Annotated in this window: 20 protein-coding genes and 1 tRNA gene; 13 read left to right on the top strand and 8 right to left on the bottom strand. The window is 56.5% G+C overall.

All coding sequences use genetic code 11. From position 1 onward, the window contains the following. Positions 1–5 precede the first annotated feature (5 nt). From lysS to JT31_RS15860, 6 genes are all read left to right on the top strand, one after another. The gene (lysS, locus tag JT31_RS15840; RefSeq protein ID WP_038479176.1) at positions 6–1,523 is read left to right on the top strand and encodes a lysine--tRNA ligase; all 1,518 of its coding nucleotides are present in this window, start codon (positions 6–8) and stop codon (positions 1,521–1,523) included. A gap of 66 nt (positions 1,524–1,589) precedes the next feature. Then, positions 1,590–2,342, top strand: a complete 753-nt coding sequence (gene actS / locus JT31_RS15845) for an amidase activator ActS (protein ID WP_081948194.1) — start codon at positions 1,590–1,592, stop codon at positions 2,340–2,342. Positions 2,343–2,430: 88 nt separating this feature from the next. Continuing rightward, positions 2,431–2,504, top strand: a tRNA-Gly gene (locus JT31_RS15850). A 212-nt stretch (positions 2,505–2,716) separates the two neighbouring features. Next, on the top strand, positions 2,717–2,893 hold the full coding sequence (locus tag JT31_RS23885; protein ID WP_158399824.1) for a hypothetical protein: 177 nt from the start codon (positions 2,717–2,719) through the stop codon (positions 2,891–2,893). Between the two features lie 63 nt (positions 2,894–2,956). Then, positions 2,957–3,445 (top strand): hypothetical protein, encoded by a 489-nt coding sequence (locus tag JT31_RS15855; RefSeq protein ID WP_144244052.1) that lies wholly within the window; start codon positions 2,957–2,959, stop codon positions 3,443–3,445. Between the two features lie 257 nt (positions 3,446–3,702). Then, positions 3,703–6,672: an RHS repeat domain-containing protein gene (locus tag JT31_RS15860; RefSeq protein WP_038479182.1), complete on the top strand. Its 2,970-nt coding sequence runs from the start codon at positions 3,703–3,705 to the stop codon at positions 6,670–6,672. Between the two features lie 68 nt (positions 6,673–6,740). Here the strand turns inward: JT31_RS15860 and JT31_RS15865 are convergent, their stop codons facing one another. Further along, the gene (locus JT31_RS15865) at positions 6,741–7,394 is read right to left on the bottom strand and encodes an epoxyqueuosine reductase QueH (RefSeq protein WP_038479185.1); all 654 of its coding nucleotides are present in this window, start codon (positions 7,392–7,394) and stop codon (positions 6,741–6,743) included. Between the two features lie 115 nt (positions 7,395–7,509). After that, positions 7,510–9,225, bottom strand: coding sequence for a lysophospholipid acyltransferase family protein (locus JT31_RS15870; RefSeq protein WP_038479188.1), 1,716 nt, complete (start codon positions 9,223–9,225; stop codon positions 7,510–7,512). Between the two features lie 525 nt (positions 9,226–9,750). On the opposite strand from JT31_RS15870, the gene JT31_RS15875 reads away from it, so the two are divergent. Then, positions 9,751–11,277 (top strand): peptide MFS transporter, encoded by a 1,527-nt coding sequence (locus tag JT31_RS15875; RefSeq protein WP_038479190.1) that lies wholly within the window; start codon positions 9,751–9,753, stop codon positions 11,275–11,277. 62 nt (positions 11,278–11,339) lie between these two features. Here the strand turns inward: JT31_RS15875 and JT31_RS15880 are convergent, their stop codons facing one another. Beyond that, entirely contained in the window at positions 11,340–12,608 is a 1,269-nt protein-coding gene (locus JT31_RS15880; protein WP_038479193.1) for a chloride channel protein, read from the bottom strand. 122 nt (positions 12,609–12,730) lie between these two features. Next, on the bottom strand, positions 12,731–14,080 hold the full coding sequence (locus JT31_RS15885; protein ID WP_038479196.1) for an MFS transporter: 1,350 nt from the start codon (positions 14,078–14,080) through the stop codon (positions 12,731–12,733). Between the two features lie 130 nt (positions 14,081–14,210). On the opposite strand from JT31_RS15885, the gene JT31_RS15890 reads away from it, so the two are divergent. After that, entirely contained in the window at positions 14,211–15,104 is an 894-nt protein-coding gene (locus tag JT31_RS15890) for a LysR substrate-binding domain-containing protein (RefSeq protein WP_038479199.1), read from the top strand. A gap of 562 nt (positions 15,105–15,666) precedes the next feature. Next, positions 15,667–16,626 (top strand): IS110 family transposase, encoded by a 960-nt coding sequence (locus JT31_RS15895; RefSeq protein WP_038472527.1) that lies wholly within the window; start codon positions 15,667–15,669, stop codon positions 16,624–16,626. Positions 16,627–17,059: 433 nt separating this feature from the next. Here the strand turns inward: JT31_RS15895 and JT31_RS15900 are convergent, their stop codons facing one another. The 3 genes from JT31_RS15900 to JT31_RS15910 are packed head-to-tail and all read right to left on the bottom strand — an operon-like array spanning position 17,060 to position 20,204. After that, positions 17,060–18,622, bottom strand: a complete 1,563-nt coding sequence (locus JT31_RS15900; protein ID WP_038479202.1) for a DHA2 family efflux MFS transporter permease subunit — start codon at positions 18,620–18,622, stop codon at positions 17,060–17,062. Beyond that, positions 18,619–19,662, bottom strand: coding sequence for an HlyD family secretion protein (locus JT31_RS15905; RefSeq protein ID WP_038479205.1), 1,044 nt, complete (start codon positions 19,660–19,662; stop codon positions 18,619–18,621). The genes JT31_RS15900 and JT31_RS15905 overlap by 4 nt, the downstream gene beginning before the upstream one ends. Further along, positions 19,662–20,204, bottom strand: a complete 543-nt coding sequence (locus JT31_RS15910) for a winged helix-turn-helix transcriptional regulator (protein ID WP_038479208.1) — start codon at positions 20,202–20,204, stop codon at positions 19,662–19,664. The genes JT31_RS15905 and JT31_RS15910 overlap by 1 nt, the downstream gene beginning before the upstream one ends. A gap of 276 nt (positions 20,205–20,480) precedes the next feature. On the opposite strand from JT31_RS15910, the gene JT31_RS15915 reads away from it, so the two are divergent. The 4 genes from JT31_RS15915 (at position 20,481) to JT31_RS15930 (ending at position 24,228) form a co-directional block, all read left to right on the top strand. Continuing rightward, positions 20,481–21,644: a methyl-accepting chemotaxis protein gene (locus tag JT31_RS15915; protein WP_038479211.1), complete on the top strand. Its 1,164-nt coding sequence runs from the start codon at positions 20,481–20,483 to the stop codon at positions 21,642–21,644. 355 nt (positions 21,645–21,999) lie between these two features. Continuing rightward, positions 22,000–22,851: an SDR family NAD(P)-dependent oxidoreductase gene (locus JT31_RS15920; protein ID WP_038479214.1), complete on the top strand. Its 852-nt coding sequence runs from the start codon at positions 22,000–22,002 to the stop codon at positions 22,849–22,851. Positions 22,852–22,955: 104 nt separating this feature from the next. Further along, positions 22,956–23,525 carry a TetR/AcrR family transcriptional regulator gene (locus JT31_RS15925; RefSeq protein WP_038479217.1) on the top strand — a complete coding sequence of 190 codons (570 nt, stop codon included), beginning with the start codon at positions 22,956–22,958 and terminating at the stop codon, positions 23,523–23,525. A gap of 25 nt (positions 23,526–23,550) precedes the next feature. Then, positions 23,551–24,228, top strand: coding sequence for an NAD-dependent epimerase/dehydratase family protein (locus tag JT31_RS15930; protein WP_038479221.1), 678 nt, complete (start codon positions 23,551–23,553; stop codon positions 24,226–24,228). Here the strand turns inward: JT31_RS15930 and JT31_RS15935 are convergent. Beyond that, positions 24,225–25,418 (bottom strand): TCR/Tet family MFS transporter, encoded by a 1,194-nt coding sequence (locus tag JT31_RS15935; protein WP_038479224.1) that lies wholly within the window; start codon positions 25,416–25,418, stop codon positions 24,225–24,227. The two genes, JT31_RS15930 and JT31_RS15935, sit on opposite strands and share 4 nt — an antisense overlap. Positions 25,419–25,469: the final 51 nt, after the last annotated feature.

Here is a 25,469-nt window from a genome sequence, read left to right on the forward strand (position 1 = left end):
CCAACATGTCTGAACAACAAGCACAGGGCGTTGACGCAGCAGCCGATCTTAATAATGAACTGAAAGCGCGCCGTGAGAAGCTGGTGGCTCTGCGTGAGCAGGGTATCCCATTCCCGAACGATTTCCGTCGTGACCACACCTCAGACCAACTGCACGCTGACTTCGATGCGAAAGAGAACGAAGAGCTGGAAGACCTGGGCGTTGAGGTAAGCGTGGCTGGCCGTATGATGACCCGCCGTATCATGGGGAAAGCCTCCTTCGTGACGCTGCAGGACGTTGGCGGCCGTATTCAGCTGTATGTGTCCCGCGACGACCTGGCGGAAGGCATCTACAACGAGCAGTTCAAGAAATGGGACCTGGGCGATATCCTGGGCGCGCGCGGCAAGCTGTTCAAAACCAAAACCGGCGAGCTGTCCATTCACTGTAGCGAACTGCGTCTGCTGACCAAGGCGCTGCGTCCGCTGCCGGACAAATTCCACGGCCTGGCCGATCAGGAAACCCGCTACCGTCAGCGTTACCTGGATCTCATCGCTAACGATGACTCTCGTAACACTTTCAAAGTGCGTTCGCAGATCATGGCCGGTATTCGCCAGTTCATGGTGGGTCGCGACTTTATGGAAGTTGAAACCCCGATGATGCAGGTGATTCCTGGCGGCGCGTCTGCCCGGCCGTTCATCACGCACCACAACGCGCTGGACATCGACATGTACCTGCGTATCGCGCCTGAGCTGTACCTGAAGCGCCTGGTGGTGGGTGGTTTCGACCGCGTCTTCGAGATCAACCGTAACTTCCGTAACGAAGGCATTTCTCCGCGTCATAACCCAGAGTTCACCATGATGGAACTCTATATGGCCTACGCGGACTACAAAGACCTGATTGAGCTGACCGAATCCCTGTTCCGCACCCTGGCGCAGGATGTTCTGGGCACCACCGAAGTGCAGTACGGTGAAGAAACCTTCGACTTCGGTAAGCCGTTTGAAAAACTCACCATGCGTGAAGCTATCAAAAAGCACCGGCCTGAAACCAACCTGGCCGATCTGGATAATTTCGACTCTGCGAAAGCCATCGCGGAAAGCATCGGCATCAAAATCGAGAAGAGCTGGGGTCTGGGCCGTATCGTGACCGAGATCTTCGAAGAGGTTGCGGAAAGCCACCTGATTCAGCCGACCTTCATCACCGAATACCCGGCTGAAGTTTCTCCGCTGGCGCGCCGTAACGACGAAAACCCTGAAATCACCGACCGCTTTGAGTTCTTCATCGGCGGCCGTGAAATCGGGAACGGCTTCTCCGAGCTGAACGATGCGGAAGACCAGGCGCAGCGCTTCCAGGATCAGGTTGATGCGAAAGCGGCAGGCGACGACGAAGCCATGTTCTTCGACGAAGACTACGTCACCGCCCTGGAGCACGGTCTGCCACCAACGGCGGGTCTGGGCATTGGTATCGACCGTATGGTTATGCTGTTCACCAACAGCCACACCATCCGCGACGTTATCCTGTTCCCGGCTCTGCGTCCGACTAAGTAACATCTTTCTCCCTCTCCGCAAGGGGAGGGATTTCCCTCAAGTTCATCAACGTTACCGGGGACTGGTTTGCGCAAGGAAAGCATTTTTAAACGCTGGCACATCACCGCTTTCATTATCATGACGAGCCTGATGCTGACGGCCTGCTCCTCCTCGAAATCAGCCAAAAGCACCCGAAACGAAGGCACCTTCAGCGGCGCGGTTTACACCGTTAAACGCGGCGACACGCTCTCTAAAATCTCCAGAATGACCGGCAGTAGCGTGGGCGATCTCGCCCGGCTGAACGGGATACCTGCGCCTTACACCATCCAGGTGGGCCAGCGTATTCGGATCAAAGGCTCAGGCTCTGCAAGCCGGCCGAAAAATACCGCCACGGCAAAAAACACCCCAGCGCCTTCTCGCACACAAAACTCGTCCATTGCCAAAGTAGCACCGCCGCCGGTGGGGGCTCGTTGCTGGTTATGGCCGACGAAGGGCAACATTGTTGAGCCGTTCTCCAGCAGCGACGGCGGCAATAAAGGCATTGATATCTCCGGTTCTCGCGGGCAGCCCATTTATGCTTCCGGCGCGGGTACGGTGGTTTACGTCGGTAACCAGCTGCGCGGCTATGGCAATCTGGTGATGATCAAACACAGCGAAGAGTACATCACCGCTTATGCCCATAACGACACGATGCTGGTGAATACGGGTGAGAAAGTGAAGGCCGGGCAGAAAATTGCCACGATGGGCAACACGGGGGCAGATTCTGTGCGTTTGCACTTCCAGATTCGCTATCGCGCTACGGCGATCGACCCGCAGCGCTACCTTAAACCCTCTTGTTAGTCTAAAAAGTGCTTGAAAAACCATCACCTGGACACAAAGGCACTTGCCAGCGAGAGCTGAAAGTCTATAATGCCTCACGCACCTCAAAGCGGGCGTAGTTCAATGGTAGAACGAGAGCTTCCCAAGCTCTATACGAGGGTTCGATTCCCTTCGCCCGCTCCAATCCTTCTCTGGTGCATCCACCCGAAACTTTTCTACATTCTTCGTAACGCTTTGGTGCGATACCGACGCGAATTTCAAACTCAGACCATTCCTCACCTTGTTGGTGGAAGAGACCCTGACCCCAGGGGCAGGGAATGAAGAAGACACGCTGGCGACGGATAAGAATAAACGGCGGAGGCTATTGACCTCCGTGGTGGCTGGCAGCGTTGACGTTGCACCGCTGGCTTCTGCAATGGGCCTGGGCGAAGTGGGCATCCCTGGCCCGCAAGCTGGAGGCCACGGGTTCAGATAATATTATCGTTCCTTCCCGGCACGTGAGCTGGTTCGCAACCGGCGTGCGTACCGTTGATGACACGCTGCCTGCTGAATACTGGTCAGGTGACACGTGAGCCTGGTCACATTTTACGCCCCGTTTTAGTCAATATGATGCTAAGCTGCTGAAAGATTTAGGCGTGATGCTGACCGTGCAACTGATGCAGGCCGGTTATATCTCAGTCACTCGGCCTTTGGCGCTGACCAGTGAGTCTAAGGTCTGGGTTGCCCGCAAAGGTTTCACGGCCTTTGGCTCTGCCAGCCAGTACTATCGCCCTCTGCAACAGCAAGACACCTTGCTGACCGGGAAAACATCCATCACCTGGGATACCCATTATTGTGCCGTGACGTATATTCAGGATGCCGCTGGGGCCGGAACCCATGCGGATTATGGCTATCGTTTCCTGACGCCCAATCACCTCATCGATCCTAACGATAACCATCAGTTAGTCTCTCTGGACGCGTGGGACGGCCGACCAGCTCTCGGTTCTGGGGGACTGAAAACGGCGTGGCGCAGGGGTACACACAGCCTTCGACAGAAAAAGTACCTTCCCCGTCCCGACGATGGTAGAAGAGGCGCTGGCTATCATTACCACGATCCCGGTGGCGCAATGTCTGGTCTATTGTGACAGCAGCTGGATGGCGGCCGAATCGTCGCGGATGCCGCCTCACACATTCTGTATGCCGACACTCACTACTTCGATGCAATAGGCCGGGAATATCAGGTTAAAACGGCAAAAGGAGACTTCAGGAAAACACTGTTCACGCCGTGGTTTACGTTTGCTGAAGACGTGAACGACACGGCATCCCAGTAACAAATAACGCCCTGCTCCCTGGGGTCTCAATGCCGGGAGTAGGGTGCGTAGTTAACTATCGAGAGGAATCTATGCATACATCGCTGTTCAGCCACACCCCTTCGGTCACGGTTCTCGACAACCGGGGCCTGAGCGTCCGCAGTATCGAATATCACCGTCATCCTGACACCCTGACCACCACCAACGAACGTATCACCCGGCAGCAGTATAATCCTGGCGGGTTTCTGAGCCGCAGCGCCGACCCGCGCCTGCAGGCTACGGGCCTGGCAAACTTCACGTACATCACTGACCTGGCCGGTAACGTGCTGTGCGCCCAGGGCGTGGACAACGGCACCACCGTGAGCCTGAACGACGTGGCCGGGCGGCCTTTTATCGCGGTCAGCAATGTCGGCGTCACCGGAGACAAGAGCGAGGCGGTGACGCACACCTGGCAGTATGAAGCGGCTTCACTCGCCGGGCGTCCGCTGAGCGTGACGGTACAGGTCACAGGCAAAACCGCCCGCATTGCGGAGCGCTTTGTATACGCAGGCAACAGTGCGGCAGAAAAAAAACTGAACCTGGCGGGGCTGTGCATCAGCCATTACGATACCGCCGGTCAGGAACAGACCGACGCGATAGCCCTGACCGGCGTACCGCAGTCCGTCACCCGTCGCCTGCTGAAAGACGCCGATAACCCGGATAACGTGGCCGACTGGCAGGGGGCGGATGCATCCGCCTGGAACGAGTTGCTGGGCACAGAAACGCTGACCACGCAGAGCACCGCCGACGCGACTGGCGCCGTCCTTACCACCACCGATGCAAAAGGTAACGTACAGCGCGTGGCGTATGACATAGCTGGCCTGCTGGCGGGCAGCTGGCTGACGCTGAAAGGCGGCCAGGAGCAGGTCATCGTGAAATCGCTGACCTGTTCCGCCGCCGGGCAGAAACTGCGCGAAGAACACGGCAACGGCGTGGTGACCACCTACTCGTATGAACCTGAGACGCAGCGCCTGACGGGGATTAAAACCGAACGTCCGGCGGGACACGCCTCAGGGGCAAAAGTCCTGCAGGACCTGCGCTACGACTACGACCCTGTGGGCAACGTGCTGAGCATCCGCAACGACGCGGAAGAGACGCGCTTCTGGCGAAACCAGAAAGTGGTGCCGGAAAATACCTACGTTTACGACAGCCTGTACCAGCTGGTCAGCACCACCGGGCGCGAGATGGCAAACGCGGGCCAGCAGAGCAGTAAGTTCCCTACCGCCGCCATCCCCCTGCCGACAGACAGTGCCGCTTTCACCAGCTACACCCGGACTTACGCCTACGATAACGGCGGCAATCTGACGCGGATTCGCCACAACGCGGCGGCGACCAACAACCGCTACACCACGGATATCACGATAAGCGACCGCAGCAACCGGGGCGTGTTGAGCACGCTGGCAAAAAGTCCGTCGGATGTGGACGGGCTGTTCACGCCGGGCGGACAGCAAAAACAGCTGCAGCCGGGTCAGACGCTGAACTGGACGGCGCGCAACGAGCTGCTGAAAGTGAGTCCTGTACAGCGCGACGGCAAGGCGAGCGACAGCGAAAGCTACCGCTATGACTGCGGCAGTCAGCGCGTCCTGAAGGTGAGCACGCAGCAAACCGGGAACAGCACGCAGACGCAGCGGGCGCTGTACCTGCCGGGGCTGGAGCTGCGAACCACCCAAACCGGCAGTACGGAAACGGAAAGCCTGCAGGTCATCACCGTGGGTGAGGCGGGCCGGGCGCAGGTGCGGGTACTGCACTGGGCGGCGGGCAAACCGGCGGGCTTGAACAACGACCCGCTGCGCTACAGCTACGACAATCTCACCGGCGGCAGCCAGCTGGAGCTGGACGGCAGCGGCAACTTGATTAGCATGGAAGAGTACTACCCGTACGGCGGCACGGCCATTCTGGCGGCCAGAAGCCAGACTGAAGCCAACTATAAAACTATCCGTTACTCGGGCAAAGAGCGGGACGCGACGGGGCTGTATTACTACGGCTACCGCTATTATCAGCCGTGGGTAGGCCGCTGGCTGAGCGCTGACCCTGCGGGCACGGTGGACGGGCTGAATCTGTATTTGCTGGTAGGAAACAATCCTACGTCTTTCCATGACAGCAATGGATTACTCCGTGAAGGACAAAGCGCAAGGAAATTAGTCGGAGAAGCCTTTGTTCACCCTTTACATATGCAGGTGTTTGAACGCATATCCATTGAAAAAAATATCGCCATGAGCGTCAGAGAGGCTGGTACTTTTACTATTACAGCTTTGGGCGAAGGGGCTGCAGCAAAGGGCCATAATATTCTTGAGAAAACCATTAAACCTGGATCTCTGAAATCGTCTTATGGGGAAAAAGCTGGGGCGGCGCTTGAACAGGCAAAAGCAAGCGGCTTTGTGGGTCGGGTTGGCAAGTGGGATAAATCTGGAGTGCAGGGAATTTATGCTCATAACAAAGCTGGTGGAGAGGATTTAGCTTACCCAATAAGTCTTACTTCTACTATGGATAATGAATTGGTGAATTCGTGGATCAAACATAAAGTGATCACGCCGTACACCGGTGATTATGATATGCACGATATTATTAAATTCTCGGGGGGGAGAGGTCACATACCCGCAGCGGAAAGTGCTGAAGAAAGAGGTGTAAAAGATCTGATTAACAGGGGGGTTGCGCAAGTTGATCCCTCCAGACCTTTCGAATTGACGGCTATGAATGTTATTCGTCACGGGCCTCAGGTCAGTTTTGTCCCTTACATGTGGGAGTATGAAAACGATAAGGTGGTTAAAGATAACGGCTACCTTGGCATAGTTGCCCGGCCAGGGCCATTCCCGGTAGCGATGGTGCATAAGGGCGCATGGAGTATTTTTGATACCAGTGAGGAGTTGTTTAACTTTTATGCATCCACGAATACAGCGCTACCAACACACTGGCAGCAGAGCTTCATTGAAAGAGGCAATGGCATGGTGTCTACTCCTCAACATGCCCCTCTTATTGATAAGCGCCGTACTGTACAACAACGATGGCAAAAAGTTGCCAGCTAAGCGCTAGGATCCTGAAGAGATAAAAAGGATTAACAGGCTCAACGGCCTGTTAATCTTTTATGTTAACTCTATATAACAGAAATAAATTTACCCGGTTTTATTAACGCTTTTCCCTGTGACTTACGGTAAGCGTTAGCATCGCGCAGAGAATAAGCGCAGCCGCAATATTCCTGCTGATAAAACTGCTCGCGTTTGCAGATCTCTACCGTGCGCGCGGAGCCGCCTTGCTTACGCCAGTTGTGGGTCCAGTAAAACATTCCCGGATGACGAGCCGCCGCCCGCTGGCCGCAGTCGCAGACCTGCTCAAAATTCTTCCAGCGTGAAATCCCCAGAGAACTGCAAATTGCACCGAAACCGTGCCCTGCGGCATAAAGCGCGGTGCGCTCCAGGCGCATATCAAAACAGACCGTGCAGCGGGCTCCACGCTCGGGTTCCCACTCCATGCCTTTCACACGCGCAAACCAGTTATCGACGTCATAATCCGCGTCGATGAAGGGCACGCCATGTTGCTCAGCAAAACGCTTATTCTCTTCCTTGCGGATGAGATATTCCTGTTGCGGATGGATATTGGGGTTGTAGAAAAAAATCGTAAAGTCGATGCCAGAGGCAAGCAAAGCCTCTATCACTTCGGAAGAGCAGGGCGCGCAGCAGGTATGCAGCAGCAACTTGCTTGCGCCGTCCGGCAGCGTCAGTTTTGGGCGCTTAAATTCGGTGGTGGTCATGGTTTGTCGGCGGAAAGAAGGAAAACAGCGAGAATTGTACCACTAAAAATGTGGTCAATGGGCTTTGCCAACCGAGAGTGAGGCGGGAGGCTGTTTCTCCCGCCTTAAAGAACTGCTATGCCAGCCCCGATAAATGCATCCCGACGTACCGCTCGTAGCGGCTCTTTTTCAGGAACGTTAAATCAACCAAAACCAGCCCGTCGACGCAGTTGTTGAAGGCCGGATCGCTGCCGAAATCAATAAACTGTACGCCGCCCGGTTCGCAGAGTTCTGAATACTGCTTATAGAGGGTCGGAATGCCGCAGCCCATATTACTGAGCAGTGATTTTAAGCGGGTGAGATCTTCACCGTAGTCTTCCCCTTTGAACTGCGCCAGCACGGCGGGAAGGCTCGCCGGGTATGGGCTACGCGAGGCGGCAAGCGGATGGCTCGCCGGGAACCACAGTCGGTAAAACGCCACCAGAAGATCGCGTGCGTCCGGCGGCAGGCCTCCGGAAATAGATACCGGGCCAAACAGATAGCGGTACTGCGGGTAACGGGCGAGATAAGCGCCAATGCCCGACCATAAATAGTCCAGGCCACGGCGACCCCAGTAGCGAGGCTGAATAAAGCTGCGCCCCAGCTCGATACCGTGCTGCAGCACATCGTCCATCTTCTCGTCGTAGTGAAACAGGCTGTAGCTGTACAGCCCGTCTACGCCGCGTTTTTCAATCTGGCGTGCGGTTGGCATAAAGCGGTATGCGCCGACGATCTCCAGATCCTGTTCGTCCCAGAGGATCAGATGCAGGTAATCGTCATCATAACGATCCACATCCCGGCGTTTGCCGCACCCTTCACCCACGGCGCGAAAGGCAATCTCACGCAGCCGGCCCAGCTCGCGCAGCAGCGGAGCCTCTTCTTTTGAGTCGCTGCGCTGCCAAAGATAAATCACTTTGTCGTCGGCGGTGCGGCCCAGGCATTCCGCTTGTGCCAGCTCCCGGCGCAGCGTGGCGCGGTCTTCCGCCCGGGCAATGGCGCTTTCCGTCGTGAACTTGCCTGAAAGCCCTTTGCCCAGCAGCTGAACGTGCTGGCGGCACTTCTTAGCCAGCTCTCGCGGGGCCTGCTGCGGGCTATGCCAGCTTTCCCACGGAATACGCTGACCAAGGGTTACCGGCAGGTTGGAGTTGCGGCGGCGAAACATCTGCTGCATCAGCAGCACCATCGGCAGCGCAGGGGAAACCAGCGCGCTGGCATAAAACAGTGCGCTGTTACGGGCATGAATAAACGCCGGCAGCAGCGGTACGCGGTATTTTGCGGCAAGCTTAATAAAGCCGGTGTGCCAGTGCCCGTCGGCAATGCCCTGGCGAGATAAACGAGAAACTTCGCCCGCCGGGAAGAAAATCAGCACGCCGCCGTTTTGCAGCTGCCTGTCCATCAGCACAAGGGACGATTTAGGCGTGCGGCCATTGATATTGTCGACCGGAATAAACAGCGAACTCAGCGGCTCGAGGTGATTAAGCAGGCGGTTGGTCACCACTTTGACATCCCGGCGAACGCGGGAAACGGCGTACAGCAGCGCCAGCCCGTCAAGGGTGCCGGTTGGGTGGTTGGACATAATCACCACGGGGCCGTGTTCGGGGATGTTTTCTAATTCGCGGGGAGAGATATTGCAGCGGATGTGTAGGTGATCCAGGACTTGTTCAATCATATCCAGCCCGCGGAGGTGCGGATGATTGTTGGCAAAGGCCTGGAATTCTTCCTCATGCAGCAGGCGTCTTAACAGGTTTTTTTGCCAGGGCGCGGGCCTTGCCTGGGGCCACAGGTCGTCAAGTACGTTATCGAGACTAAACATATTCGCTCCTCTTACCGTTCTGGGCACGACGGTAGAAGATCAAGATGAACGTTGCGTGTCAGCGAGGTGACGTTTCAGGGATGTGTATATGGAACAGGTCGCGTCGATTTTTTATCCTTCCGGACTAGATTCGTGGACTAATAACGAGGTATTTGGCTCAGTTGACAGAGTAAACCCGGAGGAAGAGTAGGTTAAATAGTGGTGTTGCGTGAAAGAAACGGAATAATATTTAATATATTGTTTTTAAAGTATTTTATTTCATATGTTAAGGCATTTTGTTGTCAAGCGTTAAGCGCATTTAATGAAAGTTTTATATCGTAAAATGAGAGTTAAATCGACTTTTACTCTAAAAAGCATCAATTAAGCAATAAAGTTGCTCTACCCCTTGCCTGTTTTTCGAAGATCTACGCTACAGTAGCCGCCGCTGGCGGAATGTCAGCCTATGATTAAAAAACAGCAACAGAACGCCGTGAGCGGCGTTTTCTCAACACCGCATCAAAAAAGATAACCTATGGGAGTTCACAGATGAGTCACTCTGCGACAAAAACAAAAACCTTTTTCGGGCATCCGTACCCGTTAAGTTCGCTCTTCCTCACCGAAATGTGGGAACGTTTTTCCTTCTACGGGGTTCGCCCGCTGCTCATTCTGTTTATGAGTGCGGCACTGCTTCAGGGCGGGATGGGGCTGCCGATTGAGCAGGCTTCCGCGATTGTCGGTATTTTCGCCGGCGGCGTGTACATCACCTCTTTACCGGGCGGCTGGCTGGCCGATAACTGGCTCGGGCAGCGCCGCGCCGTTTGGTATGGCTCGCTGATTATTGCGCTGGGGCATCTCTCGATTGCGCTGTCGGCATTCGTGGGCAACACCTTCTTCTTTGTCGGCCTGCTGCTGATCGTCCTGGGAACCGGGTTGTTCAAAACCTGTATTACCGTGATGGTCGGGACGCTGTACAAAAAAGAAGATACCCGCCGCGACGGGGGCTTCTCGCTGTTTTACATGGGCATCAACATGGGCTCGTTTATCGCCCCGCTGATCATCGGCCCGCTGCATGAGAAATACGGCTGGCACATGGGCTTTGGCCTGGGCGGGCTGGGCATGCTGGTTGCGCTGTTCATCTTCCGCTTCTATGCCATTCCGCAAATGCGCCGCTACGACAAAGAAGTCGGGCTGGACTCCACCTGGAATCACCCGACGACCGAACGTAAAAACGTCGGTAAATGGGTAACGCTTGCGATGGTGCTGCTAGCCGGGCTGGTGGTGCTGATCGCCAACGGGACAATTCCATTCAACCCGACGGTTATCGCCAAAAGCTCCGCGTACATTATTTCCACCTGCGTGGGCCTTTACTTCCTGTTCATGTTCTTCTTTGCCGGGTTAACCAGCAGCGAGCGTTCACGCCTGCTGGCCTGCCTGATCCTGCTGGTTGCGGCGGCATTCTTTTGGTCTGCCTTCGAGCAGAAGCCGACCTCCTTCAACATCTTTGCGCGTGACTACACCGACCGCCAGATGGGCAGCTTCGAAATCCCGACCATTTGGTTCCAGTCGATCAACGCGCTGTTTATTATCCTGCTGGCACCGGTGTTTAGCTGGTTCTGGCCGTCGCTGGCTAAGCGCAACCTTAATCCGAGCAGCATGACGAAGTTCGTTATCGGCATTCTGTTTGCGGCGGCAGGCTTTGCGGTAATGATGGCGGCAGCAAACCAGGTGCTGGCGACGCAGAGCGGCGTTTCTCCGTTCTGGCTGGTCGGAAGCATCCTGCTGCTGACCCTCGGCGAGCTTTGCCTCAGCCCGATTGGCCTGGCAACCATGACCCTGCTGGCACCGCAGAAAATGCGTGGCCAGGTGATGGGGCTGTGGTTCTGCGCCAGCGCGCTGGGCAATCTCGCGGCGGGTATCATGGGCGGGCATATCAAAAAGGATCAGCTTAGCTCGATGCCGGAGCTGTTCTCCCACGTGTCTATCGCCCTGGTCATCTGCGCCATTGTGCTGGCCGCGCTGATTATTCCGGTGAGAAGCATGCTGAGAAATGCGGACGCCAACGAAGCCAAATAACGGCTTTTAAACATCTTGCCCGGTAACCTTCTGCGGGTTACCGGGTTTTACCCCGAAGAGATTCAGTACTGATACTTCTTATCCAAAACCCGGCAGGTCGTATAGGCTCCGGCGGCACACAGCAGCGCAGGGGCAAAATAGCTGTGGTCCATATGGGTAAATTCCATCACCAGCGCCACGGCCGTTACCGGCATCTGCATCGAAGCGGCCAAAAACGCGGCCCCGCCGACCAGCGCAAAGCTGCCCACGTCCCCGCCAGGGAAGACAAACTGCCAGACCACAGCCAGCAGCAGGCTCAGCAAAGCACCCACCGTTAAGCCCGGCGTCAGCAACCCTCCCTCAGCGCCACCGCGCAGGACGGCGAGGATCACCAGCATTTTCAGCGCCAGCAGTATCGCGGCATAGTCAACGCTCAGGCCATTACTAATGGCAAGCTGCATTGGGCCTTTGCCGTTGCCCGGCAGCTGTGGGAACCACAGGCTAAGCGCTGCCAGCAGCGCAAAGGCCAACAGGCAAAATACCGGCATCTGCCAGTTGGTTTTTACCTGCGTTCTCACTTTGGTTGTCGCTTTGCGAAACAGCCAGGCGGCATAGCCGAGCAGCGGGCTGACCACAATGGCCCAGGCTATAAACGCGTGGGGAAGCGCAAAAGAGGCGAAGTGATACTGCGATTCATCCCCCAGTCCAAGCGTCGCAACCCAGGCCGCCACCGCAGAGGTGATGACCGCCGCCAGCGCTTTCTCCCAGCTAAACGAAAGCAGCAAGACCTCGAGGGTGAACAGCGCCCCGGCCAGAGGAACGTTATACACCGCAGCAAGGCCTGCGCCCGCACCGCAGGCAATCAGCGTGCGGGTTTCGTCCGGCGGCAGGCTGAACTTCCGCGCGAGAATACCCGCCGCCAGCGCGCCCATTTCTCGAGGAGCAACTTCACGCCCAAGCGGTGAACCCAGCGCGACGGTGATGATTTGCAGCAATGCATGAATAGTGGTGGTGCCGGTCGGCATCGGCACCGCAGGATTGGCGACGGCAGCGGCAATAGACACTCTCTTTTTGCCGTAACGCGCCAGCAGCCACCAGCCAAACCCGGCGACGGCGCCACCGCCAATAATTGCGGCCACGCGGCGCAGATGCGAGGCATCAGCTACGCCCTGAAGAAACGTCTCGCTGCCCACCAACTGGTCGATGCTGTAGCCAAAAGCCAGATGCTGAATAGCGTGTAAAATCAGCGCGAGAAGCATGCCCGCTATACCGGCGAGAATGCCGGTAAGTACCACAGCAGCCAGGCGTCCAGGGTAGTTTTTAGCATCAGCCTGTTCAGTTGGCTGGGTCATATCGGGATCCTTAACGCGGGGAAAACTGGATGATAAGGGAGAAGAATTAAACATTTAGTATAAATGTAGCATTCATCATGCCCGAGTCATCCCGGCTTTTCCCGGCGTAAAATCCCTCCGGTTCAGTGAGCTTTCTGGCATGCGGCTATCAGCATGCCTGCCAGAGCAGCACCGCCCAGCAGCCGGAAGGCGGTTGCCCAGTCGCCCATATCAGGGGCCTGCCCGAGAGCAACCGAGAGTACCGCCAGCATCATTGCCCCCGCCATATACTGGCTGGTGGCCATCAGCGCGCTGGCGCGTCCCTGCTGGGCGAGCGGAGTGGCTGAAAGACCGACGGCGAACATCGCGGGGAAAATTAACCCGTGGCCAATCCCGCTGAGCGCAATCCCGCCGATAAAGACCGCAGACAGCGGCGACGCTAAGCCGACGGAAATCAGCCACAGCCCCAGCGCCGAACAGGCGAACCCGGCGGCCAATACGGTTGCGTTGGCGTAGCGGGCGGTCAGGCGGGTATACAGCGCATTGCCCGCCACGATCAGCAGCGCGAGCGGCGTGAACATCAGCCCGGTGGTGACGGCATCCTGCTGCAAAGTCTGCTGCCAAAGTAGGGTCATGGCGTAAAACTGGCTGCCAACGCTTGCCATATAACAGGCGCTGCTGAGCCAGCCTGTTTGCAAGCCCGGCAGGGTGCGAAGCGAGCGGGCCAGTAATGGCTGTGGCGCATAGCGCTCGTGCAGGATAAACAAGATCCCCATGGCAACGGCGATGCGATTAGCCAGATAGTCGGCCTGCCCGGTTTCGCCATAGCGCATCAGCGCCCATACCAGCGCTCCGGCGGCGAAACAGCCCACCAGCGAACCCATGCCTGGCCGCTGTGCCTCACCCTGCGGGCTGAGCGGTAAAAAATCCCGCCGAACCAGCCAGAGTGCGATAAGCCCCGGCGGCACGTTAATAAAGAAAATGGTTCGCCAGTCCAGCGCGGCCAGTATGCCGCCCAACATCACGCCCGCGACTAATCCCAGCGCGCCGATAGCGCTCCAGATTGCCAGCGCCCGCCGATGCGCCTCGCCGTGAAAGCGTTGCGCCATCAGCGCCAGAACGGCAGGCTGCAGCAACGCCGCCGCCATCCCTTGCCCGCAGCGGGCGGCGAGCAGCAACGTGCCGTTTTGCGCCAGTCCGCCCAGCGCCGAAGAAAGTAGAAACAGCGCCATGCCGAGGCTGAACATGCGGCGGGCGCCAAGCCGATCGCACAGGCTACCGCCCGCCAGCAACAGGGCGGCAAACGCCAGGCCATAGAGGGAAACAACCCACTGCATCTCGCTGAGAGAAAGGTTTAGATCCTCAGCCAGCGTAGGCAGCGCGACGTAGACAATCGCATAGTCCAGCGCGATCAGCGCCTGCGCTATTCCCGGCGCGAACAAAGCGCTATAGCGCCCGGAAGCGGCGGCGGGTACCGCATAAGTTTGTGTCATCGGCGTTTCCTGCTATTTTCTTTTAGATGAATAAGTTTCATCAATTAATGTGCGTGGATAACAGGCTACGCCTTTATTTATAGTGCAATCAAAATCATATTATTCAGCAAAGGATGAGTTAAATTCATTCATGAAGAATCGTCGACTTCCGCCACTCACGGCCGTTCGGGCCTTTGACGCCGTAGCCCGCCACGCCAGTTTTAAAGCCGCGGCTGACGAAATTGGCGTCACGCCTACCGCCATCAGCCACCAAATCCGCCTGCTGGAGGAATCGCTGGAGCAGCGGTTATTCATTCGTTCGGCTCGCGGTGTGGCGCCCACCCCGGCGGGGGAGATTCTGTTTCGTGCTTCCGGGAACATTTTCACCACGCTGCGGGACGCCGTTGAGTCTATAGCCACGATCTCTCACCCCGGCACGCTCACGCTCAGCACCACCTCGAATTTCCTGACTAACTGGCTGGTACCGCGTTTGCCTGCTTTGCATCAGCGTTATTCCTCGCTGGAGCTGCGCTTTCACAGCAGCGTGGCGCTGGCCGATCTCAACGGCACCACGGCGGACTGCGCCGTGCGCTACAGCATGCAGGCCGACGAATCTCTCGACAGCACGCTGCTGCATAGCGACAGGTTTGTGCTGGTGGCCAGCCCGCAGCTGAAGCTCAGGAGCGTGAAGGATCTGCCGGGGATGACGCTCTTCCATATTGATAACCGCCACGTGCCGAGCCCGGAGCCCAGTTGGCAGCACTGGAAATCGGTATTTGGGCCGGAGAATTTGGACGTGCAGACCGGGATTCATTTTGATGACGAAACGCATGCGATTCAGGCGGCCATTGCCGGACAGGGGATCTTGCTGGCGAGCGAACTGCTGATTCGCCGCGCGCTTCAGCAGGGGCTATTGCATATCGCGCTGCCGGGCGCGCTCCCTGGAGCGAATTACTACTTTGTCAGCAGCCGCGAAAAGGCCAGGAGAGAGGACGTGCAGCAGGTTAAGGCGTGGCTGCAGCAGGAGTTTCACGCTGGAGAGTAGGGTTGCCCCACCTTTTTTGCCTCTTTGTCACAAATATCCATGATTATGCAGGACTGGTTAATATTCCGTTCACTTCCAGCCTTGTTTTATATGCAGCAGCCGCACCGGTGAACGTGTTCGGGGGATAATGCCATCCCCCGAACAGCCCCGGCGCCCGGCGAGCTCATCGCCGCTGAAGCGGTAAACCCACCGGCTATCACCCAAACATTCGGGGTCGTTCGCGATCCGTTCCCGACGATCGCTCTCTTTCGCTGCTCCCGGCAGCTCAACCCCGCCTGAGTTGGGTCATAACCGGGGGCGATGAGAGCCGGGGAGCAATTCCACCCTCACCCCGGCCCTTATGTCTTGAACTTCCCCGCCAGTGCGGGGAAGATCCCCGACTGATCATCGGGAGGTTGCCGGTGAGCATCCCCTGGCCCTGGTGCTTCCGAGCCCGTGGGAGAGATTATGCCCCGGCAACCTTATTCCCTGTCGCCTCAAGACCGAACGGTATCCTGTGCCTCTGAGCACCCACATATAAGGATGGTCTGGCGATATTATTCATAAAGTTACGGAGAATCAGATGACCCTCACTTCTGTCGGCGTTGATATTGCTAAGCTAAAATTTGATGTCGCTGTCCTGCTGCCTGGTCAGAAATACAAAACTAAAAAGTTTGCTAACACGCCTGCGGGATGTCGTGAGTTTATTCACTGGCTGACCCGCTTTGGGGACTGTCATGTCTGTATGGAAGCGACGGGCAGCTACAGCACGGAACTCGCCACGGCATTGTCCGATGGCGGCTATCGCGTCAGCCTGGAAAACCCTGCCCGCATTCATGCCTTCAGTAACACCGAACTGACCCGAAACAAAACGGATAAAAGCGATGCCGCCCTGATAGCACGGTATTGTGCCCTGTATCAGCCAGCCCAATGGCATCCGGCTCCTCTCAGCCAGCGACAGCTGACCGCGCTGGTGCGGCATCTTAAAAATCTTGAAGAGATGCGTCAGATGGAAGAGAACAGGCTGGAGGCCGCAGATGAGGTCATCACTGGCTCGTTAAAAGAGCACATCGCCACGCTGGATGAACTGATAAAAGAAACCAAAAAGAAAATCAGACAGCACATTGATGATGACCCGGACCTGAGAAAAGACAAAGCGCTGCTGGAGAGTATCCCGGGAGTGGGAGATGTGCTGAGTACGAGTCTTCTGGCCTTCGCGGGAAACCTGAGGCGGTTCAGGAGCAGTAAGGCTCTGGTGGCTTATGCAGGGCTGAACCCACGACGTTGTGAGTCCGGGATGTGGAAGGGAAAGAGCAGGTTGTCAAAAGTGGGGAGCCGTGAGCTGCGTAGCGTGCTGTATATGCCTACGGTAGTGGCGGGAAGATGTAATGAAGTGGTGAAAGACCTGATGACCCGGATGGCGAGCAGGGGGAAGACAGGCAAAGAACGCGTGTGTGCAGGAATGAGAAAGCTGCTACAGCTGGCTTATGGGGTGGTGAAATCAGGGCGTGAATTTAACGCTGAAATACCGCTTGCCGGATAACCGACAAGACGGTATCTCTCTCAGAGGGAGAGGGGGAAAACAGCCAACGTGGAACATTGTTTATTCCCTCTCCTTTCCAGGGAGAGGGTGAGGGTAAAAATAAGAAGCGAGGCACGGTTCCGGCTTAAATCGCCTCCGTTTTCTCTCCGACTGGCCAGGGTCCGGACGTCGGGAACGGCCGGAGGCTGAGAGCGTCGGGAACGCATCTCAGGCGACCCAGGACTGGGAGATAAAACGGAGGTCTGCCGCTTTAGCGGTCGATTTATTTGGCCGGGAGTCCGGGGTCTCGGGGGAATGACGGTGATTCTCCCGAGACGTTCACCGGTTCGGTGGTGACATATGAAACTGTACTGGAAGTGAACGGAACCTTAGCCGATCTTTCAGAATGCTTATTTGTGACTAAGAGACAGCTCACCAGGAGAGGAACCATCTATCAGTGGGCCGGCGGTTTTTTCATTAACGGAACCAGCATTGCAGCAATCAAAAAACCGATCATGATCAGATAAAAAGCATCCGAAAACGCCTGCGTTCGCGCCTCGCGCAGCGCGAGGGCAGAAAGGTTTTTTAGCGCCCCGCTGGTGGCGGCATCCGGCGATAAACCCTGCGCGGTGAGGCTTGCGGCGCCGCGCTGGACGAAATCCGTCATCGCCAGGTTAGCGGTGTTGAGATGGTCGGCCAGGCGGCTGTAGTGCAGATTGGTTCTGTCATTCAGCACCGTGCCGCACAGGGCGATGCCGATAGCGCCGCCCAGGTTACGCATCAAATTGAACAGGCCGGAGGCGAGCTTAAGTCGCGCAGGCGGCAGGCTGCCCAGGGTTAGCGTGACGGTTGGCGCAACGGCGAACTGCTGCGCAAGGCCTCGAAACGCCTGCGGAAGCAGCAGCTGATCGCCACCCCAGTCGTGGGTTATTGGCACAAAGCTGTACATCGAAATAGCAAAGCCAATAAGCCCTGCCATCAGCAGCCAGCGCAGGTCCACTCGGTTGGCCAGCCACGAATAAAACGGAATCGACATCACCTGGAACAGGCCGGTAGAAAACACGGCCAGGCCGATTTCCAGAGCGCTAAAGCCACGCACGGTGCCGAGATACAGTGGCGTTAAATAGATCGTGGCGAAAATGCCCACCCCGGCCATAAACGAGAAATAGCAGCCGAGGCTAAACGTTCTGTCTTTTAGCGCCCGGAGATCCATCACCGGCTGCGCGTGGCGCAGGGTTCGGATAATAAAGGCGATGCCGCACAGCAGCGCAATCCAGCCTGTGGTGGCGATGGTGCTGTCATCAAACCAGCCCCAGCGCGGGCCTTCTTCCAGCGTGTATTCCAGGCACCCGAGCGAAGCCGCCAGCAGCAAAATACTGAAATAGTCAGCGCCGCGCAGCAGGGAAAAATCTGGGGTATCTACCTTCACCAGCAGCGGGACGGCGACGGCGATATAAATCCCCGGGATCACGTTAATAAAGAACAGCCAGTGCCAGTTAAAATTTTCGGTGATCCAGCCGCCCACGGTTGGGCCCAGCGTCGGTGCCAGAGAGGCCAGTCCGCCAATGGTCGCGGCGGCAATAACCCGCTGTTTGCCCTGGAAGAAGGCGAAAGCGGTGGTAAACACCAGCGGGATCATTGAACCGCCCGCCAGCCCCTGCAGGGCGCGAAACGCAATCATGCTTTGAATATTCCACGCCCAGCCGCACAGCAGGCTCATCAGCGTGAAGCCTGCCGCCGAGGCGGCAAACAGCCAGCGGGTGGACATCACCCTTGAGAGCCAGCCGGACAGCGGAATAATAATGATCTCGGCGATCAGGTAGCTGGTCTGCACCCAGACGGTTTCGTCATCCCCAGCAGAAAGGCCGCCGCCGATGTCCCGCAGTGAAGCAGAAACGATTTGGATATCAATCAGCGCAATAAACATCCCCACGCACATGCTGGCAAAGGCGAAGATCTTTTTTGCCATCGGCATAGAGATGCCCTGCGGCATCGGTGCGGCCTGAGCGGTGCTCATCGCGTACTCTTTTGATCGACGGTCACGATGACCGAGAGTCCCGGACGAAGCACATCCAGTTTTGCGCCGTCACCTTCCAGCGCGATCCGCACCGGCACGCGCTGGACGATTTTGGTGAAGTTGCCCGTGGCATTTTCCGCCGGGAGAATACTAAATCGAGAGCCGGTGGCAGGTGAAACGCTGGCGATATGCCCTTTAAAAGTGCGGTTCGGCAGCACGTCGGCGACGACGGTCACCGGCAAACCGGCACGCATATTTGCCAGCTGGTTCTCTTTGAAATTAGCGTCGACCCACAGCCCGTGTGAAGGCACCAGCGAGAGCAGCTGCGTGCCGCTGGTGACGAACGAGCCTGACCATGCGCGGCGGTTGCCGATTACGCCGTCAAAGGGCGCGCGAATTTCCGTATAGCTGAGATTCAGCTTCGCCATGGTCAGATTAGCCTGCGCCTGTTCCAGCGCGGCCTGAGTTTGTTTTTCGCGCGCGTCCAGCACGGCCAGCTGGCGCTCGGCAACGGCTCTGTCCGCCTGAGCCTTGCCCTGTTCGGCCCGCGCCCGGCGATAATCCGCAGAGGCATTGTCGCGAATCTGGGCTGAAATCGCGCTTGAGGCTTCCAGCGCGTTATAGCGGCGGTTGTCGTTGGCTGACTTCTCCGTTGCCGCCGCTGCGGCAGCGACCGAGGCGGACGAACCCTGGATAGTGGCCTGCTGCAGCCGGCGTGTCGCGGCAATATCCGCCAGCGCGGCCTGCTGAGCAGCAACTTCACCCTGCGCTTTTGTCAGTGCGGCCTGGTAGTCGCGGTCATCAATGCGAATAAGCAGGTCGCCTTTTTTCACCGCCATGTTGTCCTGCACGGCAATCTGCTGAATGTAGCCGGACACTTTAGTCGAGATAGCGCTGATATCGCCCCCGATATAGGCGTCGTCAGTGGACTGAATAAAACGCCCGCTGTGCCACCACCAGGCGCCGTAGCCTGCCGCCGCTAACACCGCTGCGCCGAGGGCGGTCAGCGTAATCAATTTTTTCTTATGGGCGGCGTTCATCACTGGGGTTCTCTGTACGGTTCTGGCTGGAATTTAAGCCCGGTGTCACCGGCGTGCTTGCGCTGCAGGTAGTCGTGGCGGTACTTCATCATTGGCGAGGCGGCCGGGCCCGGCACCATGGTGTATTTTCCGGGAACAATAGGCTCCCCGGTTTCTTTGTCGGCGAGGATGGGTTCCACCGGGCGCTGGGTTTCGCTTTCTACCAGCTGCATCTGCCGCCCTTCTGGGGCGAAATGGCGATTCCCCCATTCAGCCAGCGCCAGCAGCACCATGCGGAAGTCGCGCCCGCGCTGGGTGAGATGGTACTCATAGCGAGGCGGCGAACTGCTGTAGCAAACCTTTTCCAGCAAACCGTCGTCGACCAGCTCCTTCAGGCGCCGCGAGAGAATATTGGGCGCGACGTTACTGCTTTTTTGGAACTCGTCGAAGCGGGTAAAACCGGCTAATGCGTCCCGAAGGATCATGATGCTCCAGCTGTCGCCGATGCGGCCGAGGCTGCGGGCGATGGGGCAGGGGGCGCTGCAAAGAGGTTCGTTTTTCATGGATCGATCCGATGGCGGGTTATCGTCTGGCGACAAATTGACATAGTGACTATCAAAATGCAAGTCACTAAGGGTCTGACAGCTGTGCTACATTGTTGGTGTCATAACGTCGCGGATATATTCAGAAAGTCGTCGCTCTTAAACGAAAAGTGCGGCTTTAAAACCCTTCCAGTTGCCTTATGTCGAGATATAACTCTAATCTTTTTTGCTGGATGGATTTTCCATAAATCCAGGTAATAAATAATATACCCGCCCGAGCCATTTACAGGATTACCTATGCTTAAGAATGCAAGCGTTCGAAGCGTCATTGCCCTTTTCTTGGCTGTATCCTTTTTAGTTATTGATCTTTTGGCGTTCGCTTTATCCGCAAATGTTACAATTTTAGCCATGCTTAATATTGCATGGGTGGCGATACTCTTCACTCTCTGGACGTACATGACGATATATCTTGTACGACCGATTAATCATGTTAAGAGAAGTATTGATGAAATTAACTCGGGGAATTTATCGGTACATATCCCTGAGTTTGGTAATAATTGCGCCGGGCGATTAATACCTGGCATAAATACGCTTTCGGCTGAAATTACGACCCTGGTGATGGATATTCGTAAATCTTCTCAGTCGGCCAAACTGCTGTCCGAAAGCCTGGCGCAGCAAAGCGCTACGCTGTCGGTCAAAACCGAGCAGCAGTCAGCAATGCTGATTCAAACGGCCTCCAGCATGGAGCAAATTTCGGCAGGGACTAAAAATAATGCCGACAGCACCCGCCAGCTGAGCGGGATTACCAGCGGTGCGCATCGCTCGGCTAATCACGGCAGCGACCTGATGCAGAAGCTGACCACCAACATGACCTCAATAACCGACTGTGCCAACAAGATGACGGAAATTATCACCATCATCGACAGCATCGCCTTCCAGACCAACATTCTGGCGCTGAATGCGGCGGTTGAAGCGGCCCGTGCCGGTGAGCATGGCAAAGGATTTGCGGTGGTCGCCGGTGAGGTCAGAAACCTGGCCCATAAAAGCTCGGAATCGGCCAAGAACATCAAGTCGTTAATTGATATTACCAACCAAAATGTTTTGCAGGGCGCAAGCCTCGTCTCCGAAGCGGAAAAAAATATGAAGGATATTGTTTCCGGCTCAGAAAATATCGACGACCTGATGGGCCATATATTTATTTCCACTAACGAACAGGAAAAAGGGATTCAGCAAATTACCACGGCGTTGTCCGAACTGGAGAAAGTCACCCAGGGGAACGTCGCGGTTGTCGAAGAGCTGGCGGGTTCTTCAGAAGTGCTGAATAAACAGGTCTTCGAGCTGGAAAAAAGAACTAACGGTTTACATCTGGGCGACAGCGATGAGGCGAGAGTAATATTACCGACGCCGCCAGCGCCGCGCAGAATGTTAAAAAAAGAAGAAGAACACTGGCAGACATTTTAAAATTTAGTCTTTTTTCGAAAAAAAAGCCCTGGGGTATTACTGCTCCGGGGCTTTTATTATTGATGCGTTGTTTATTGTGGCGTGGGTAGCGTTGAAGGATGCCTTCCAGACCAATGTGCCGTGTTATCGGCCAGGCTCGCTGCCACATCAAAAAAATCTTGTCTCAGCGGATTGATAAACCAGTCTTTTCTTCTCTGCCTGGCTTAACCAATGGATAAATTTCACGCCCGCGTATTGCAAATTAAATCACCAGTTCTATAATTGAGTGAGTGGTCAGTCATTTAATGATGGCCACAACACTCACAACAGACAGCCGCCAGGCCACGCGCCGCGCTTATCAACCGAGGATACAAAGATGACGTCTAAAACTGAAAAGTGGTTTATTACCGGAGCTTCCGGTGGCCTGGGCCTGGCGCTGACCCGTCGCGTGCTGGAGGCGGGCAATACCGTCGTGGCCGCGGTACGTAATCCTGCCGCTTTGGCCGAGCTGCAGCAGCAGTTTGCCGGGCAGCTCATCGTTGAAAAACTGGACGTGACCGACTATGCCAGCCTGCCTGCCATCGCTCAAAAGCACGGCGATAGCGATGTCATCGTCAATAACGCCGGCGGGGCGATTATCGGGGCGATGGAAGAGTTCACCGGGCAGGAAATCGAGCATCAGTTTGCCCTGAATCTGCTTTCCCCGGTGCACATCACCCGCGCATTCCTGCCTGCGTTACGTGCTAAAAAACAAGGGCGGCTGATCTATATCACCAGCATGGGCGGCCGTGTTGCCTTCCCCGGTGGGGCCTTCTACCATGCGGCAAAATATGGCCTGGAAGGGTTTGCCGAAAGCACGGCGCAGGAAGTGGCGGAGTTCAATATCAAGGTGCAAATCATTGAGCCCGGTTCGATCAAAACTAACTTCCAGGCGAACGTGCGCTGGACCGAAGAGTCCGACGCCTACAAAAATGGCACCGTGGGCCAGCTGCGCCGCTGGATTGCCGAGCATGGTGAAGAAAGCAACGCCGGTGACCCTCAGAAAATGGCCGATGCTATTTTCACGCTGAGCCAGCAGGCCGAACCGCCGCTGAGAACCGTGCTGGGTGCCGATGCTTTCCAGATCCTCAAAGGCAGCTATGAGAAGAGCCTGCAGTCGCTGGAGGAGCAAAAAGCGGTGTCTGTCTCGGTGGTGATTGAAGGCAAAACCGGATTTATTCCCGAGTAATGTTTTCGGCCCCCGCCGGGTGTGAATGCGGGGGCAAAGCTCAAACCCTGGCGGCGAAATCTATTACACTGTGCGGAGATTTTATTAACCCCGGAGACGTTGGAATGGCAAGACCCCTAAGCCCGCAAAAACAGGCGGCACTTCTGGATGCAGCGGTAGAAATTGTTGCGCAGAGCGGTCTGTCGGCTACAACGGCCAGCATTGCAAAACGGGCGGGGGTGGCGGTTGGCACGCTGTTTACCTACTTCCCCACCAAAGAGCAGTTGCTAAACGAAGTCTATTTAATGCTGAAGCAGGATATGTCCGACCTGCTGGTGACCGGCTACCCAAAAGATGCCGACTTCCGCACGCAGATTTTACACATCTGGCGAGGTTACACGGAATGGGCGCTGCTCAATCCTCAAGGCAAGCAGGTGCTCAGGCTGCTGACGGTGTCGGATCTGCTGACGCCGGAAACGCTCGCCAGCACGCCAGAGGCGCTGAACCAGGCGGATAAAATGTTTGATGAGGCGATAAAGCAGTCGCTGTTTGTCACCGACAGTAAAACGTTTATCTACGCCATTATTCAAAATATTTCCGATGCCACCAGCGAGCAAATCGCCAGGCATCCGGCAGATAAAGAGACATTGTTGCAGCTTGGCTTTCGCATGATGTGGAACGCGATTGCGGCTTAACTCATCAAGTTTCCAGGAAAGAGCCATGAAAATTGTGATTGTAGGTTCCGGCGGTATGGTCGGGCAGGGCGTGCTGCTGGCAAGCCTGGCGGCAAAAGACGTCAGCGACATTATCCTGCTCGTCAGGAAGCAGCCTGAAGGTGAGCATGACCCCCGCATCCACTATGTGGTGAACGGCGATCTGATGGATTTCGATGCTGCCGACCCGCTGTTCAGCGACGTTGATGCGTGTTTCTTCTGCGCTGGGATCAGCTCCTCTGGCGTCAGTGAAGCGGTGTACAGACGTATGACCTACGACATGACGCTGCAGGTTGCAGAGCAGCTGAAATCCCAAAGCCCGCAGATGAAGTTTGTTTATGTCTCCGGCGCGGGTGCAGACAGCAGCGGAAAGAGTTCGCAGATGTGGGCTCGCGTGCGGGGAGAAGTGGAAAACAAATTGCTGGCGCTGTTCCCGGGCAACGCTGCCATTTTCCGTCCGGCGTTTATTCTGCCGACGCCGGAAGTGCAGTCCCGGACTCCTGCATACCGGGCTTTATATACCGTCATTGCCCCAGTGATGCGCCTTATCAGCGCCACCACCGGGAAGCGCTTTTTGTCGATTATCGACATCGGCAACGCGATGCTGAACATCACGCGTTTTGGCGTGAATAAAACCATCATGGCGAAGCCGGACATAGTGGCCTGCGCCGACCGCCGCAGCTAAGCCGGACTTTCGGCCGCTTTTCTGCGGCGGGTACTGAGTAACACTAGCGGGACGGCGATGATGTACACCACAATCACCGACAGCCAGATAGCGCCTGGCCACGCTTTTTGCACCACAAAGTAGAAGCTTGAAAACCCCAACGGAGCAATGATAGACGCCAGGCTGACCGCTGAAGCCAGAATGCCCTGCAGTTGCCCCTGGCTGGCTTCATCCACCTTGCGGGTGGCTAACGCCTGCAGGGCAGGAGCCCCAACGCCGCCCAGCGCGAACAGCGGCATAATCACAAATACCTGCCAGCCCTGCTGCACGAAGGCCAGCATCGCCAGCGCAATACACGAGCTAAAGATGCCAAACAGCACCGCGCCACGCTCGCCCAGCCAGCGGGTAATCGGGCCGGGAAGCAACGCCTGCGTGAGCGTCTGGCAAATACCGTAAGCGCCCAGAGAAAGCCCAATCCACAGGCCGTTCCAGCCGAAGGTATCAGCCCCCCAAAGCGCCCAGCAGGTGCCGTACACTTCTCCCGTCGCGCTCAGGATGAAAAAGACCATCGCTATCGGGATGAGCCCTTTCAGGGTGAAAATCCGGCGTAGGGGCTGCAAGGGATTAAGCACCGCAAAACTAAATCGTTGACGTTCCGGCGTGCGGGATTCTGGCAGCATAAACAGCGCCATCAGCAGGTTACAGGTGTTCAGTACCGCCGCGGCGATAAACGGCAGCCGCACCCAGTAATCGCCGAGCAGGCCGCCCAGCACCGGCCCGATGATAAACCCGGCGCCAAACATGGCGTTAAACAGCCCGAAGCGGCGGGCGCGTTTATCCGCCGGCGTGACGTCGGTGATGTAAGCCATCGCCACCGAGACGTTGGCGCTGGTGAGTCCGGCAATGGCCCGGCCCAACAGCAACATCCACAGCTGCGGCGCAAAGGCCATGATCAGGTAGTTCACGGCGGCCCCGGCAAGGGACACCAGCAACACCGGTCGACGACCATAGTTGTCGCTCAGCGCGCCCAGCAGCGGGGCAAAGATAAACTGCATCAGGGCATACAGCGCGGTCATGATGCCTATCCAGTGGGCAATATCCGACGTATGCGTTACCTCTTCCAGCAGGCGCGGCAGAATGGGAAACACCAGGCCGATGCCGACGGCATCGAGGCAAATGGCGGAGAAAATAACAACCAGCGCTTTGTTCATGTTTACCTGTACTAAGTACCAATATATACTCGGTACATAATTATCCATTCA

The sequence above is a fragment of the Cedecea neteri genome (genome assembly GCF_000757825.1).
Classification (GTDB): Bacteria; Pseudomonadota; Gammaproteobacteria; order Enterobacterales; family Enterobacteriaceae; genus Cedecea; species Cedecea selenatireducens.